This is a genomic window from Nonomuraea maheshkhaliensis, assembly GCF_039529435.1.
GTDB classification, from domain to species: Bacteria; Actinomycetota; Actinomycetes; order Streptosporangiales; family Streptosporangiaceae; genus Nonomuraea; species Nonomuraea maheshkhaliensis.
In genome coordinates, this window is sequence record NZ_BAAAMU010000073.1 from 1 (window position 1) to 13,058 (window position 13,058).

Sequence of the window (13,058 nt, forward strand, 5' to 3'; positions counted from 1 at the left end):
CCAGATCGTACGCCCAGACGGCGCCGGCCAGCGGCGCGGCCACGGCCAGGGCGCGGCGGCCCCCGGCGAGACCCGCCAGGGCGAGACCCGCGGCAGTGAGCCCGGCGGCCACCCCCAGAGCCGTGCCCGGCGCGACCCGCCCCGAGGGAATGGGGCGCTCCGGCCGCTCGACGGCGTCGAGGTGACGGTCGGCCCAGTCGTTGGCGGCCATGCCGGCCCAGTACAGGCAGATCGACGAGCAGGCCAGCCCGGCCGTCCGCCCGCTGAGCGCCCGCCCGGCGGCGGCGCCGGCGAGCACGTCACCGGGAACCGACAGCGCGGCCGGCGCCCGAACGAGTTCCAGCAGGTCCCGCGGCCCCGCCATGGTCACCCTCCTCACCGCCGGCCACTCAGCCCCCGGCTCGCAGCTTCGTCACGGACAGACACACCCACGGGCAGCCGGCCCTCGCCCGAGGCCGCCGGCACCACGGGAGGCCACCGCCCAGCCCAGCGGACGCTGCACATCGCCGCCGCCACGCTCGGCCGACGCCGGACCTGGCCGCACCCCACCGGCACCACACCCCCGCCGCCGTCGCGCGATCGGCGTACACGGTCGGTGGGCGGGTCACTCCGATGCCTGCGGGGTGAGGGTGTCGACCAGGTCGCACAGGGAGCGCCACTGCTCGGCGAGCCCGTGGGAGACCTCCCCCAGAGGGTCCTTGAAGAAGAAGGCCAGTTCCGCGAGCGGGCCCGAGCGGCCGGCCTGGGCGGCGGCGGTGCTCAAGCGGGCCAGATCGAGGATGAGGGGGGCGGCCAGGGCCGAGTCGCAGCCGTGCCAGGTGAACTCCATGCGCATCGCCGTCCCGAGGAAGCCCTCGAAGGTGACGAGGTCCCAGGCGGTCTTGAAGTCGCCGAGGTCCTCCAGGTAGTCGATGCGCGTGTCGCCCTGCGGCGCGTAGCCGAGGGTCTCGGCCAGCACCCGTTGCTTGCTGGCGGCCTTGGCGGCGTTGGCGCCGGGTCTGGCCAGGTTGGCGCCGTCGCCCCCGCCGAGCAGGTTGACGCCGGACCAGGTCCGCACCCTGAGGTTGCGCTGGGCGAACATCGGCGCGAGCACCGACTTCACCAGGGTCTCGCCCGTCTTGCCGTCATGCCCGGCGTACGGGAGCCCCCGCTGGAGGGCCAGGTCGGCGAGGGCGGGCAGGCGGGCGCCGGTCGAGGGGGTGAAATCCACGTACGGGCAGCCGGCCTCGAAGGCGGCGTAGGCGGTGAGGGCGCTGGGTGGCAGCACCGGGTCGGGCCCGTCGAGGGCGGCCCGGAGCGCGGTGAGCGAGGCGTGGGCGGGGTGCGGGGGCGGGACGGGTTCGGTGGACGAGACGTTGATGACGACGACGCGTTCCAGGCCGTGTTCGCGGCGGAAGCGGTCCAGGTCGGCGGCGATGGCGGCGGCGGTCTGCGCCTGGGTGGGGGCGGCGGGCACCGGCCGGAGGTCCCGCTCGATGACGGCCAGGTCGCCCCGGACGGCGCGCGCCAGGGCGGCCGGCACCACCCCGGCCTCGGCCAGTTGGGCGGCCTTCTTCTCCAGGGGGACGGAGGTGACGTCGTGGCCTCCGAAGACGAGGTCGCCGATGCCGGGCCGGACGCGGTCGCGCAGGGCGGGTGACTCGAGGACGCAGCCGGTGGGCCCGGTCAAGCCCGCCCGGACGGCCAGCGCCCCGATCATGCTCGTGACGGCGACCGAGCCCCGGGCTCCGATCAGCCATGCTCCCGTTCTCATACAGTCTCCTTCGCGCGCGGGCGGTGCTCGCCGCCCCCGCGGGTGCTGCTCCCGTGGTGGTCGTAGGTGTGTATGGAGACGAAGGAATGATCGGACTAGTGACCAGGATCCGCCCGAATCGGCCGCCGTTCAAGGAGGACACGAATCTTGTTCACATCCCCTCCTGCGGGACTGTCAGCCCTTCAGGCCGCCGCTGAGCAGGTCCAGCCGCCAGAAGCGCTGCAGGAACAGCAGCAACGCGATGAGCGGGATCACCGACACGGCGGCGCCCACGATCGCGATGCCGTAGAGGGCGGGCTCGGACGAGCCCTTGGACAGCAGCGTGTAGAGGCCCACGGTGATCGGGAACTTGGACTGGTCCGACAGCATGATGTACGGCAGCAGGAAGTTGTTCCACGTGCCCACGAAGTGCAGCATGAAGATCGTCACCATGCCGGGGACCATCATGGGCAGCCCGATGGAGCCGAAGATGCGATATTCACTCGCCCCGTCGATCCTGGCCGCCTCCAGGGTGGCGTCCGGCACCGAGGACAGGGCGTACACGCGGGCCAGGTAGATCCCGAACGGCGAGATGAGGCTGGGCAGCAGGACCGACCAGTAGCCGCCGACCAGGCTCAGCTCCGACATGATCAGGTACTGCGGGATGGCCAGGGTCATGCCGGGCACGAGCACACCGGCCAGGATCGCGTAGAACAGCACGCCGCGGCCCCGGAACTCGTACTTGGCCATGCCGTAGCCGGCCAGGGTCGAGATGAGGGTGGAGGCGGCGGAGCCGGCGACGGCGTACAGGGCGCTGTTGGCCGCCCACCGCACGAACTGGCCGTCGCCGTACGCGAACAGGTCGCGCAGGTTGTCCAGCAGGCCGGTACCGGGGGCGAAGGTGAAGGTGGAGAAGAGCTCGGCGCTGGACTTGGTCGAGGCCACGATCACCCAGGCGACCGGCACCAGGCAGTAGAGCGCGCCCACGAGCAGGACCACCGTGGGCAGGATCTTGGCCCGCTGGTGCGGCAGCGGGTGCGCCTTCATCGCATGCCTCCGAACGCCCGCCGCTGGGTCAGCTTCAGCAGCACGACGGAGACGGCGAGGGTGCCGGCGGCCAGGACGACGGAGGCGGCCGAGGCCAGCGGCAGGTCGTCGCGGAGGAAGGCGTTGCGGTAGATCAGCATCAGGGGCACCCAGGTCTGGGAGATCTCGGTGGTCATCGGTTTGAGCGTGGTCGGCTCGCCGTACACCTGCAGCGTGCCGATGAGCGCGAACAGGCCGGTGAGCACGAGGGCGGGCGCGACCAGGGGGATCTTGACGTGCCAGGCGATCCGCCACTCGGAGGCGCCGTCGATGCGGGCGGCGTCGTACAGCTCGGCGGGGATGCCGCGCAGCGACGTGTAGATGATGATCATGTTGAAGCCGGCGCCGCCCCAGATCGCGACGTTGGCCAGCGACGGGTAGATGCCGCCCGCTCCGAGGAACGGGATCTCGCCCAGCCCCAGCTCCCGGGTGAGGAAGCTGAAGGGGCTGGTCGAGGGCAGGTACATGAAGCCCCACAGGAGCGAGGCGGTCACGCCGGGGATGGCGTACGGCAGGAAGATCGCCGTACGCGAGAACCGGCGGCCGCGCGAGCCCGCGTAGTCGAGCAGCAGCGCGAACAGCAGCGCCAGCCCGAGCGTCAGCGGCACGCTGATCAGCCCGTAGAGGGCGAGCCGCCCGAAACCGGCCCAGAACTCGGGGTCGGTCAGCGTCCTGGTGTAGTTGTCCAGCCCGACGAAGACCTCCTGGCGGGTGCCGAAGATGCCGGTGCCGGTCAGCCGCAGGCCGCGGACGCTGAGGTAGACGGCGTAGCCGATCGGCACGGCCAGGAAGGCCACGAAGAGCACCACCGCGGGCGCGACGAACAGGTACGGCGCCCGCGACCCGCGGCGGGCGCCGGCGGGGGCGGTCACGAGCCGGCGACCTTGAAGCCCGTGGCCTTCATGTCGTCCACCACGACCTGCTGCGTCTTCTTCAGTGCGTCGGCCAGCGGCGTCTTGTCGCGGACGGCGGCGGCCGCGGCGTCCTGGTAGGCACTGGCGGCGGTGCCGACGTTCGGGCCCCAGCTGATGTGCGGAATCGTGTTCTGGGCCGCCTTGGCGGCGACCTGCCAGTAGTCCTTCTGCGCGCCGACCAGCTTGGGCGGCTCGCTGGTGCTGGTGGCCTGCTGGCCGGCCAGCGAGGCCGGGTACTCGCCGGCGGCGATCTGGAGCTCGTTGGCCGTCTTGTCGGTGTTCATCCAGGCGGCGAACGTGGCGGCGGCCTGGACGTGCTTGGAGTTCTTGGTCACGGCGAGGGCGCTGCCGCCCTGGAAGGCCACGCGGGCGTCGCCGGCGGTCCACTGCGGCAGCGGCGCGATGGCCCAGTCGCCGGCCTGCTTCTCGGCGATGCCGTACAGCACGCCGGGGGCCCACAGGGCGCTCGGCCAGCTGAGGATCTTGCCCTTGTTCAGCTTGTTGTTCCACTCGGGGGTGAGCAGCGGCTCGGCCTTGACCAGGTCCTTGTCGATGAGCCCCTGCCAGAAGCCGGCCACCTCCAGGGAGGCCGGGCCGGCGATGCCGACGCTCCACGTGGTGTCCTGGACCTTCCACCAGGACGCGCCGGCCTGCTGGGCGAGCCCGGCGAAGTTGCCGAACTCGGCGGGGGCGAACGTGGCCAGGTACGCCTCGGGGTCCTTCTTGCGCACCTGGGCGGCCACGTCGGCGAAGTCCTGCCAGGTGACGGGGACGTCGATCTTCAGCTCGTCGAAGCGCTTCTTGTTGTAGACGAACACCATCGGCCCGAGGTCCTGCGGCACGCCGTAGACGGCGCCGTCGAAGCTGGTGAGGGTCCACACGTCGGGGCTGAACGCGTCCTTGATCGGGCCGGTGTGGGCGGAGATGTCGGCCAGCGCCCCGGCCACGATCATGGCGGGCAGCGACTCGTACTCCAGGCAGGCGGCGTCGGGGGCGTTGCCCGCGCGGCCGGCGGTGAGCAGCTTGGCCGCCGTGTCGGTGCCGCCGCCCACGTCGGTGTGCTGGACCTGGATGTCCGGGTGGGCCTTGTTGAACGCCGCGACCTTGTCCTTCTGTCCCGAGCCCCAGCACCAGAACTGCAGCGTGACCGGCCCCGACTCGGCCGCCGGCGTGGTGGCGGCCGGGTCGCCGCCGCCGGTGCCCGAGGAGCAGGCGGCCAGGAGAGCCGCCATGCCGAGCGCCGCGATCGAGCCGGAGGCCCCTCTGATACGCATCCCGCGTCTCCTTCTCCCGGAGTTGGCTTTGCAGAAAAGCCAACTTAGGGAACAGATGAGCTTCATGTCACTACTTGTGCAGATATTTCAGTACGGCTATGTGAGGGAACTTTCACGTGGCCGACATGTTAGCTTTGCTGCAAAGCCAAAACGAGGGAGGCTGGCGTTGATGGCGGTCAGGCCCCGAAGATGGGGCGGCATGTGGGACGCCCTACCCGACGCCGCGCGCTCCATCGTCAAGGAGCTGATCATTCACGGCCCCCAGTCCAGGACCGCGCTGGCCAAGACCCTGCACCTGTCGACCGGCAGCCTGACCCGGCTGACCAAGCCGATGGTGGACGCCGGGCTGCTCGTCGAGGGTGAGGTGGTGCACGACCCGGTGAACGGCCGGCCCACCCGTCCCCTCGACGTGGCCGCCGCCGAGCACCGCTTCCTCGGGGTCAAGCTGACCGCCGACCGCGTGCACGCCGTCGTCACCGACCTGCGCGCGGAGGTCGTCGCGGCCCGCGACGAGCCGATCGCCGACCACGACCCCGAGGCCGTGTGCCGGCAGGCCAAGCGCCTGCTCGACGACCTCTCGGACGGCCTGCCACAAGGTCGGCCGCACGGGAAGCGCGGCGGGCAGCCGGACGAGCGGCTCGGCGGGCAGCCGGACGGGCAGGCGAGCGGAAGGCGCGTCGGCGCGACCGTGGGCGCCGGTGTCACGGTGGGCGGCAACGCCCGCGCCTCCGCGCAGGTCGGCGGCGAGCCGCTGGTCGACGCCCCCTACCTGGGCTGGTCGCAGGTGGAGCTGGCGCCGCTCATGGAACGGGCGCTGGGCGTGCCGTGCGTGGTCAAGAACGACGTGGCCGCCCTGGCCCACCAGCACCACTGGTTCGGGCCTGGGCGCGGCCTGCGCGACTTCGCGCTGATCACGATCGGCGCCGGCATCGGGTACGCGCTCATCGTCCACGATCACCTGGTCGCCGCCACGGAGGCGGACCTCGGCATGTTCGGCCACCTGGTGCTCGACGCCAGCGGCCCCATGTGCCCCGAGGGCCATCGCGGCTGCGCGGCGGCGTACCTGTCGAGCTGGTCCGTCGAGGCGACCGCCGGGCAGGGGCTGCGCCGGGCGGTCACCTACGAGGAGGTCCTGCGGCTGGCCGCGGCCGGCGACCGGGTCTGCCTCAGCGTCGTCCGCGAGGCGGCGGCCGCCCTGGGCCGGCTCATCGCCCACGTCGCCACCATCTCCATGGTCAAGACCGTCGTCCTCGCGGGCGAGGGCGTGGAGCTGGCCCGGCTGGCCGCGGCCGACCTCGACCGCTCCCTGACCGCCGACCGGCGCGGCGTGCCCGGCTCGGTCGACGTGGTCATCGAGGCCGACGACTTCCGCGAGTGGGCCCGCGGCGGCGCGGTCGTGGCCATCCAGAGTTTCGTCACCGGCAGTGACTAGAAGCCGGCGGCGACCAGAACCCGGCAGTGACTGGAACGATCAGGAGGACGGACGCGCGTGAAACGGCAATCGGCCAAGCTCTCGGACGCCGACATCTGGGTGGGGGTCAACTTCTGGTCGCGGGCGGGCGGGCCGCTCATGTGGCGCTCGTACGAGCCGGAGATCGTCTCGGCGGAGCTGGCAGTCATGCGTGAGCACGGCATGACCGTCACCAGGAGCTTCTTCTACTGGCCCGACTTCATGCCCGCCCCGGACGCGCTGGACGAGGAGCTGGTGTCCCGCTACGCCGACTTCCTGGACCGCCACCTGGAGCTGGGCATGCGCACGATCCCGACGTTCATCGTCGGCCACATGTCCGGCCAGAACTGGGACCCCGCCTGGCGGCAGGGCCGCGACCTGTTCGGCGACGTGTGGTTCGTGGCCCGCCAGGCCTGGTACGTCCGCGAGCTGACGGCCCGCTTCAAGGACCACCCCGCCGTGGCCGCCTGGCTGCTGACCAACGAGATCCCCATCTACGGCGACTGGCGTTCGCGCGGCATCGGCACCCTCGACCACGAGCAGGTCACGAGCTGGGCCCAGATCCTCATCGACGCCGTCAGGGCCGGCGGCGGCACCCAGCCGGTCTCGGTCGGCGACGGCGCCTGGGGCGTGGAGGTGACCGGCGCCGACAACGGCTTCCGCGTCCGCGAGCTGGCCGGGCTGGTCGACTTCCTCGGCCCGCACGTCTACCGCATGGAGACCGACCCGGTGCGCCAGCATCTCGGCGCGGCGTTCGTCTGCGAACTGCTCGACCTCGGCGGCAAGCCGGTGATCATGGAGGAGTTCGGCCTTACCAGCGACTACGCCAGCGAGGAGCACGCCGCCCACTACTACCGCCAGGTCCTGCACAACACCCTGCTGGCCGGCGCGACCGGCTGGCTGGCCTGGAACAACACCGACTACGACGACCTGTGGCAGCAGGAGCCCTACAGTCACCACCCGTTCGAGATGCACTTCGGGCTGGTCGACTCGGCCGGGCGGCCCAAGGCGCAGGCCCGCGAGGTGCGCGACTTCGCCCGCGTGCTCGAACGGGTGGACCTGGCCCGCTGCTCCCGCCCCGACGCCGAGGCGGCGCTGGTCGTCTCCTCCTATCTGGAGAGCCGTTACCCGTTCACCCAGCCGGGCGACGCGACGATCGTCTTCGACGTGTGCCGGCAGGCGTACGTGGCGGCCCGCGAGGCGGACCTGACGGTCGGCGTGGCCAGGGAGCGGGACGGCATCCCCGGAGACTGCAAGCTGTACCTGCTGCCGTCGGCCAAGCAGCTCACCGCGCCCGGCTGGCGCGCGCTGGTGGAGCGGGCCCGCGCGGGCGCCACCGTGTACGCCTCCTACTTCGCCGGCGAGCACACCAACCAGCGCGGCTCCTGGTGGCCGGACCTGGACGGCATGTTCGGGGTGCGCAAGCTGTCCCGGTACGGCCTGGTCGAGCCGATCCAGGGCGACCGGCTGACGCTGACCATGACGGCGGACCTGGGTGATCTGCGGGCCGGCGACGAGCTGGTCTTCCCGGTGGCGGGGACGGCGAACTCGCGCTCGTACCTGCCGGTGGAGCCCGACGGGGCGGAGGTGCTGGCCCGGGACGCGGCAGGACGGCCCGCGCTGCTGCGCCACGCCGCGGGCGACGGCTGGATGGTGCTGGCCGCCTACCCGCTGGAGTACATGGCGGCGATCACCCCGCACGCCAACCCGGAGGGCACCTGGCGCCTGTACCGCGCGCTGGCCGCGCAGGCGGGCGTGGAGCCGGCGGTCTCGTTCGACACGCCCCTCGTGAGCGGGGCCCTGATGCGGCACGAGGACGGCCGGGTCTTCGTGTGGTGCGTCAGCCAGTCGGACGCGGAGGTCAAGGCGGCGCCCGTCGTGCGCGGGGGAAGCCTCAGGAACGCCGACGGCTCTCCGGTGAGCGTGGTGGAGCTGCCGCCGTACGGCGTGAGCGTGTTCGAACTCGGCCCCGGCGAGCGCTGACCGCCGGAGAGCTCCGGGTGGACTGATCGCCGGGGTTCAGGACGGCGGCCCCTTCTCCGGCACCTTGGCCACGAGCAGGGCGATGTCGTCCTCGGCCGGGGTGTCGCCCACGATGGTGTCGATCACGTGCGCGCACAGGTCGTTCAGGGGCAGCGCCGCGCCGGTCAGGGCGGCGCCCAGCCGGTCCATGCCCGCGTCCAGGTCGGCCTGCCGGGTCTCGATCAGGCCGTCGGTGTAGAGGGCGAGCACGGCGCCGGGGGCCAGCTCCAGCTCGCGTGACTCGAAGGAGCCCAGGCCCAGGCCGACCGGGGTGCCGCTGGGCAGGTCGGGGAAGCACACCTCGCCGGACGGCGCCACCACCGCGGGCGGCGGATGCCCGGCCGTGGCCATGGTGCAGCGCCGGGTGGCGGGGTCGTAGACCGCGTACAGGCAGGTGGCGCCCGTGGCGTCGCGCGGCTCGCCGTCGCCGGCCTCCTCCTCGGCCAGGCGCGCGACCAGGTCGTCGAGGCGGGTGAGCAGCTCGTGCGGCGGCAGGCCCAGGTAGGCCAGGGTGCGCACGGCCATGCGCAGGCGGCCCATCGTGGCCGCCGCGTCGATGCCGTGGCCGGTCACGTCGCCGACGACCAGGGCGAGCCGGGAGTCGCTCAGCGCGATCGCGTCGAACCAGTCGCCGCCGACGCCTTCGTGCAGGTCGGAGGGCAGGTAGTGGGAGGCCACCTCCAGCGTGCCGCCGCCGCTCAGGTTGCGCGGCAGCAGGTTGCGCTGCAGGGCCAGGGCGGCGTTGCGCTCGCGGGTGTACTGGCGGGCGTTGTCCACGCTCAGCGCGGCGCGGGCGACCAGCTCCTCGGCCAGGAACAGATCGTCGGTGGTGAACGGCTGCGCGTTCTCGTGCCGGACGAACACGGCGACGCCCAGCAACTCGCCGCGGGCCTTCATCGGCACGATGATCAGCGAGTGCATGCCGGTGTGGTGGATCATCCGCGCCCGGTCGGGATCCTCGTCGAGCCAGGTGCCGGCGCCGGTGTTCATCACGGGCTCGAAATGCGTCTCTCCGCTGTCGAGGACCTTGGTGAAGGGCGACGACGGCGGGACGAAGACCGCCTGCCCGCGCGGCCAGAGCGATTCGGGGACGCCGGCGTGGACCGAGGCCAGGGCCGCCCGGCGGAAGACGGGGATGCTCGACGGCGTGGCGGTCAGCCGCTGCAGCGGCTCGCTGCCGGGCATGATCGCTTCGCCCAGATCGACCGTGACGAAGTCGGCCAGGACCGGCACGGCCAGGTCCGCCAGCTCCTGCGCGGTCCGCTTGACGTCGAGGGTGCTGCCGATCCTGATGCCGGCCTCGCGCAGCAGCGCCAGGCGGTCGCGGGCCTGGCTGTTGGTGATGTCGAGCGCCAGCGAGCAGATACCGAGCGGCTGCCCCTCCACGCCGTCCAGCCGGAACAGCGAGATGGACAGGGAGAGCTCCCCCCGCCCGTCGGCAGGGAACGCCCGTGCCTCGCGGTCGACCGCGGGCTCGCCGGTCTCCAGCACGCGGCGCATCGACCCCCTGACGGTCGTGGTGTCGTGCCCGGTGACGGGATCGTGCAGGGAGGCGCCGATCTGGTAGTGCGGGAAGGCCGTCTCCAGGCTCTCGGCCGCCGAGTTGCGCCACACGCAGCGCAGGTCGCGGTCCCAGAAGGCCATGGCCACGGGGAAGTGGGCGAGCAGCCGCTCCAGCAGGGAGCCCGGGCCGCCGAACATGTCGCCGATCGCCGGGACCATCGACACGAGCCAGGCGTCGCCCGCCAGGCGGGTCAGCATCTTGGCGCCCTCGGCGCGGACGAGGACGGTGTGCCCGTCGCGGCACACGATCTCGGCCAGGCCGGAGATCCGCTCCTTGTTCTTCAGCCGTCTGAGCCAGTCGCTCCGGTCGGCCGGCGGGAGGAGGCGGGTGCCCGCGCGGCCGAGCACCTCGTTGGCGGTGTAGCCGGTCAGCCGTTCGGCGTCCGCGGTCCATCCGATGACCGCTCCGGCCGTGTTGACCACGATGAACGCCGGCGCCGTCGCCGGCATGCCATCGTTCGTCGCGGGCTCGAACGGTCTCATCGATCCAGGATATGGCCCTTGACCTGGGATCATTCTCCCTTGACCAACCCTATGCAGCGATATATGCCGTCTTCAGCCGAGGGCGTGATCCAGGTTGAACGCGGCGCTGATGAGCGCGAGGTGCGTGATGGCCTGCGGGAAGTTGCCGAGCTGCTCGCCGGTGTGCCCGATCTCCTCGGCGTACAGGCCCAGGTGGTTGGCGTAGGTCAGCATCTTCTCGAAGGCCAGGCGGGCCTCGTCCAGGCGGCCGGCCCTGGCCAGCGCCTCCACGTACCAGAACGAGCAGATCGAGAACGTGCCCTCGGGCCCCTCCAGGCCGTCGGGGCTCGCCTCGGGGTCGTAGCGGTAGACCAGCGAGTCGGAGACCAGCCCGTCGCCCAGCGCGTCGAGGGTGGACAGCCACTTGGGGTCGGTCGGCGAGACGAACTTGGCCAGCGGCATCATCAGGATCGAGGCGTCGAGCACGTCCTCGTCGTAGTGCTGGACGAACGCGTTCAGCTCCTCCGACCAGCCGCGCCGCATGATGTCGCGGTAGATCGTGTCGCGCGCCCGCCGCCAGCGGGGGATGTCGGCGGGCAGGCCGCGCTGGCCGGCCATGCGCATGGCGCGCTCGATCGCCACCCAGCACATCAGCCGCGAGTAGACGAAGTTCTTGCGCCCGCCTCGGGTCTCCCAGATGCCCTCGTCGGGCTGGTCCCAGTTGTCGGCGACCCAGTTCACCAGCGTGCACACCTCGTCCCAGCGCTCGCTGGAGATCGGGTGGCCCCACTTGTTGTAGAGGTAGATGGAGTCGATGAGCGCCCCGTAGATGTCGAGCTGGAGCTGTTCGGCGGCGGCGTTGCCGATGCGCACGGGAGCCGAGCCCCGGTGGCCCTCCAGATGGGTGAGCTCCTCCTCCGGCAGGTCGGCGCGGCCGTCGATGCCGTACATGATCTGCATGGGCCCGACGGCCCTGCTGCCGTCGCGGGCCACGTGCGTGGACAGGAAGCCCATGAACGCCTCGGCCTCCTCGGTGAAGCCGAGCCTGAGCAGGGCGTAGACGCAGAACGCGGCGTCGCGCACCCACACGTACCGGTAGTCCCAGTTGCGGCCGCCGCCGAGCTGCTCGGGCAGGCTGGTCGTGGCGGCGGCGACGATCCCGCCCGTCGGGGCGAAGGTGAGCAGCTTCAGCGTCAGGGCGGAGCGGTGCACGACCTCCCGCCACCTGCCCCGGTAGCGGGAGGCGGACAGCCAGCGGCGCCAGAACCGCACCGTGGCCGCGAACTCCCGTTCGGCCAGCTCGATCGGGCAGTCGGCCGGGGCGATCTGGTCGCCGATCCGGTCGAGGGCGAGCACGGCGTGCTCACCCTCATTCAGCTCGAAGGCGCTCCAGGCGTCCCTGCCGTCGTTCTCCACGGGCACGCTCGCCGACAGCGCGAGGGACAGGGACGCCGACTCGAACAGCGTCCGGCCGCCGTCCGTGCGGACCGTGTGGGGCTGGCGGGCGTAGTCGAAGCGCGGCGCCACCCGGGCGCGGAACGGGAGCGTGCCGCGCACGCAGGTGACCCGGCGGATCACCCGGTGCCGGTCGGCCTCGCGGCCGTCGTCCGTGATCGGCATGAAGTCCTGGATCTCGCCCACGCCGTTCTCGGCGAAGAAGCGGGTGATCAGCACGTTGGTGTCGGGGAAGTAGAACTGCTTGGTCGTGGCCGGCACGTCGGCGCACAGCTCGAACGCGCCGCCCCGCTCGGCGTCCAGGATCGAGGCGAAGACGCTGGGGGCGTCGAATCTCGGGCAGCAGTACCAGTCGATGGTGCCGTCGGTGCCCACGAGGGCGACGGTCCGCAGGTCACCGATCAGACCGTGCTCACCGATCGGCAGGTATCTGGTGTCTCCCCGCATATCCCCAAAGTACGCAGAAGGACGCCCACAAAGCCCCCGGCGGTCGTCAAGAGCCTGCAATCTTCCCGGCTGATCTCGATCACCGTCCGCCGCCGGACCGGCTCCGCCCTGTTTGACGATCTCCAGCGGGGAAAGCTCGGAGGGGGCCCGCGGATCCCTCCCGGCCCCTGTCGGGCGAGGCGATGATGATTGACGAGTTCGAACTACGGTGTCCCATCACGGCCGACCTGGCCCTGATCCGGGACCTGGTCGGCATGCACGCGCGTCACTGCGGGCTGCCCGGGCACCGGCTGGAGGACCTCGTGCTGGCCGTGAACGAGGCCGTCACGAACGTGCTCGACCACGGCGGCGGGGCCGGCACCGTCACCGCGCGCCAGGCCGGCGACCGGATCGCGGTGGAGGTCCTCGACCGCGCGGGCGGGCTCACCCACGACCACCTGGCCCGCGCCACCGTCGACCCCACCGCGACGCAGGGGTACGGGCTGTGGGTGATCCAGCACCTGTGCGACGAGGTCACGCTGCGGCAGACGGATCGGGGCTCGCTGCTGACCCTGTTCGTCCGTCACCGCGCGCCCGCGCCGCGCCGGAACGAGCCCGCCCCTTTCGCCCGCCCGCGGAATGAGCTCGCCTTTACATTGTAGATCTCATCATGG

General features: G+C 72.0%; 10 protein-coding genes. 3 read left to right on the forward strand and 7 right to left on the reverse strand.

The window, feature by feature from the left end; all coding sequences use genetic code 11:
- The 5 genes from ABFX54_RS36450 to ABFX54_RS36470 form a co-directional block, all read right to left on the reverse strand.
- Positions 1–364, reverse strand: a 364-nt coding sequence (locus ABFX54_RS36450; RefSeq protein ID WP_346111275.1) for a UbiA family prenyltransferase, incomplete at its 3' end; no start/stop codon positions are given.
- A 240-nt stretch (positions 365–604) separates the two neighbouring features.
- Complete coding sequence (locus tag ABFX54_RS36455) at positions 605–1,753, reverse strand: inositol-3-phosphate synthase (protein WP_346111277.1); 1,149 nt, start codon at positions 1,751–1,753, stop codon at positions 605–607.
- Positions 1,754–1,927: 174 nt separating this feature from the next.
- The gene (locus ABFX54_RS36460) at positions 1,928–2,779 is read right to left on the reverse strand and encodes a carbohydrate ABC transporter permease (RefSeq protein ID WP_346111279.1); all 852 of its coding nucleotides are present in this window, start codon (positions 2,777–2,779) and stop codon (positions 1,928–1,930) included.
- Positions 2,776–3,690, reverse strand: coding sequence for a carbohydrate ABC transporter permease (locus tag ABFX54_RS36465; RefSeq protein ID WP_346111281.1), 915 nt, complete (start codon positions 3,688–3,690; stop codon positions 2,776–2,778). Before ABFX54_RS36465 ends, ABFX54_RS36460 begins: the two co-directional genes overlap by 4 nt.
- Positions 3,687–5,006, reverse strand: a complete 1,320-nt coding sequence (locus ABFX54_RS36470; RefSeq protein ID WP_346111282.1) for an ABC transporter substrate-binding protein — start codon at positions 5,004–5,006, stop codon at positions 3,687–3,689. Before ABFX54_RS36470 ends, ABFX54_RS36465 begins: the two co-directional genes overlap by 4 nt.
- A 199-nt stretch (positions 5,007–5,205) precedes the next feature.
- Here ABFX54_RS36470 and ABFX54_RS36475 point away from each other — a divergent pair, with 199 nt between their 5' ends.
- Together ABFX54_RS36475 and ABFX54_RS36480 are read left to right on the forward strand one after the other, a co-directional pair.
- On the forward strand, positions 5,206–6,438 hold the full coding sequence (locus ABFX54_RS36475) for an ROK family protein (RefSeq protein ID WP_346111283.1): 1,233 nt from the start codon (positions 5,206–5,208) through the stop codon (positions 6,436–6,438).
- Between the two features lie 57 nt (positions 6,439–6,495).
- Positions 6,496–8,439, forward strand: coding sequence for a cellulase family glycosylhydrolase (locus ABFX54_RS36480; protein WP_346111284.1), 1,944 nt, complete (start codon positions 6,496–6,498; stop codon positions 8,437–8,439).
- Between the two features lie 36 nt (positions 8,440–8,475).
- On the opposite strand, the gene ABFX54_RS36485 is transcribed toward ABFX54_RS36480, so the two are convergent.
- Entirely contained in the window at positions 8,476–10,524 is a 2,049-nt protein-coding gene (locus tag ABFX54_RS36485) for a SpoIIE family protein phosphatase (protein WP_346111286.1), read from the reverse strand.
- A gap of 72 nt (positions 10,525–10,596) precedes the next feature.
- Positions 10,597–12,405 carry a glycoside hydrolase family 15 protein gene (locus tag ABFX54_RS36490; RefSeq protein WP_346111287.1) on the reverse strand — a complete coding sequence of 603 codons (1,809 nt, stop codon included), beginning with the start codon at positions 12,403–12,405 and terminating at the stop codon, positions 10,597–10,599.
- Positions 12,406–12,587: 182 nt separating this feature from the next.
- Between ABFX54_RS36490 and ABFX54_RS36495 the strand changes: the two genes are divergently transcribed.
- Complete coding sequence (locus ABFX54_RS36495; RefSeq protein WP_346111288.1) at positions 12,588–13,046, forward strand: ATP-binding protein; 459 nt, start codon at positions 12,588–12,590, stop codon at positions 13,044–13,046.
- Positions 13,047–13,058: the final 12 nt, after the last annotated feature.

Excerpts from the sequence above, each read along its gene's own strand:
- ABFX54_RS36475 (WP_346111283.1), top strand. The coding sequence starts at position 5,206 with ATGTGGGACGCCCTACCCGACGCCGCGCGCTCCATCGTCAAGGAGCTG.
- ABFX54_RS36485 (WP_346111286.1), bottom strand. The coding sequence starts at position 10,524 with ATGAGACCGTTCGAGCCCGCGACGAACGATGGCATGCCGGCGACGGCG.
- ABFX54_RS36460 (WP_346111279.1), bottom strand. The coding sequence starts at position 2,779 with ATGAAGGCGCACCCGCTGCCGCACCAGCGGGCCAAGATCCTGCCCACG.
- ABFX54_RS36455 (WP_346111277.1), bottom strand. The coding sequence starts at position 1,753 with ATGAGAACGGGAGCATGGCTGATCGGAGCCCGGGGCTCGGTCGCCGTC.
- ABFX54_RS36495 (WP_346111288.1), top strand. The coding sequence starts at position 12,588 with ATGATGATTGACGAGTTCGAACTACGGTGTCCCATCACGGCCGACCTG.
- ABFX54_RS36490 (WP_346111287.1), bottom strand. The coding sequence starts at position 12,405 with ATGCGGGGAGACACCAGATACCTGCCGATCGGTGAGCACGGTCTGATC.
- ABFX54_RS36470 (WP_346111282.1), bottom strand. The coding sequence starts at position 5,006 with ATGCGTATCAGAGGGGCCTCCGGCTCGATCGCGGCGCTCGGCATGGCG.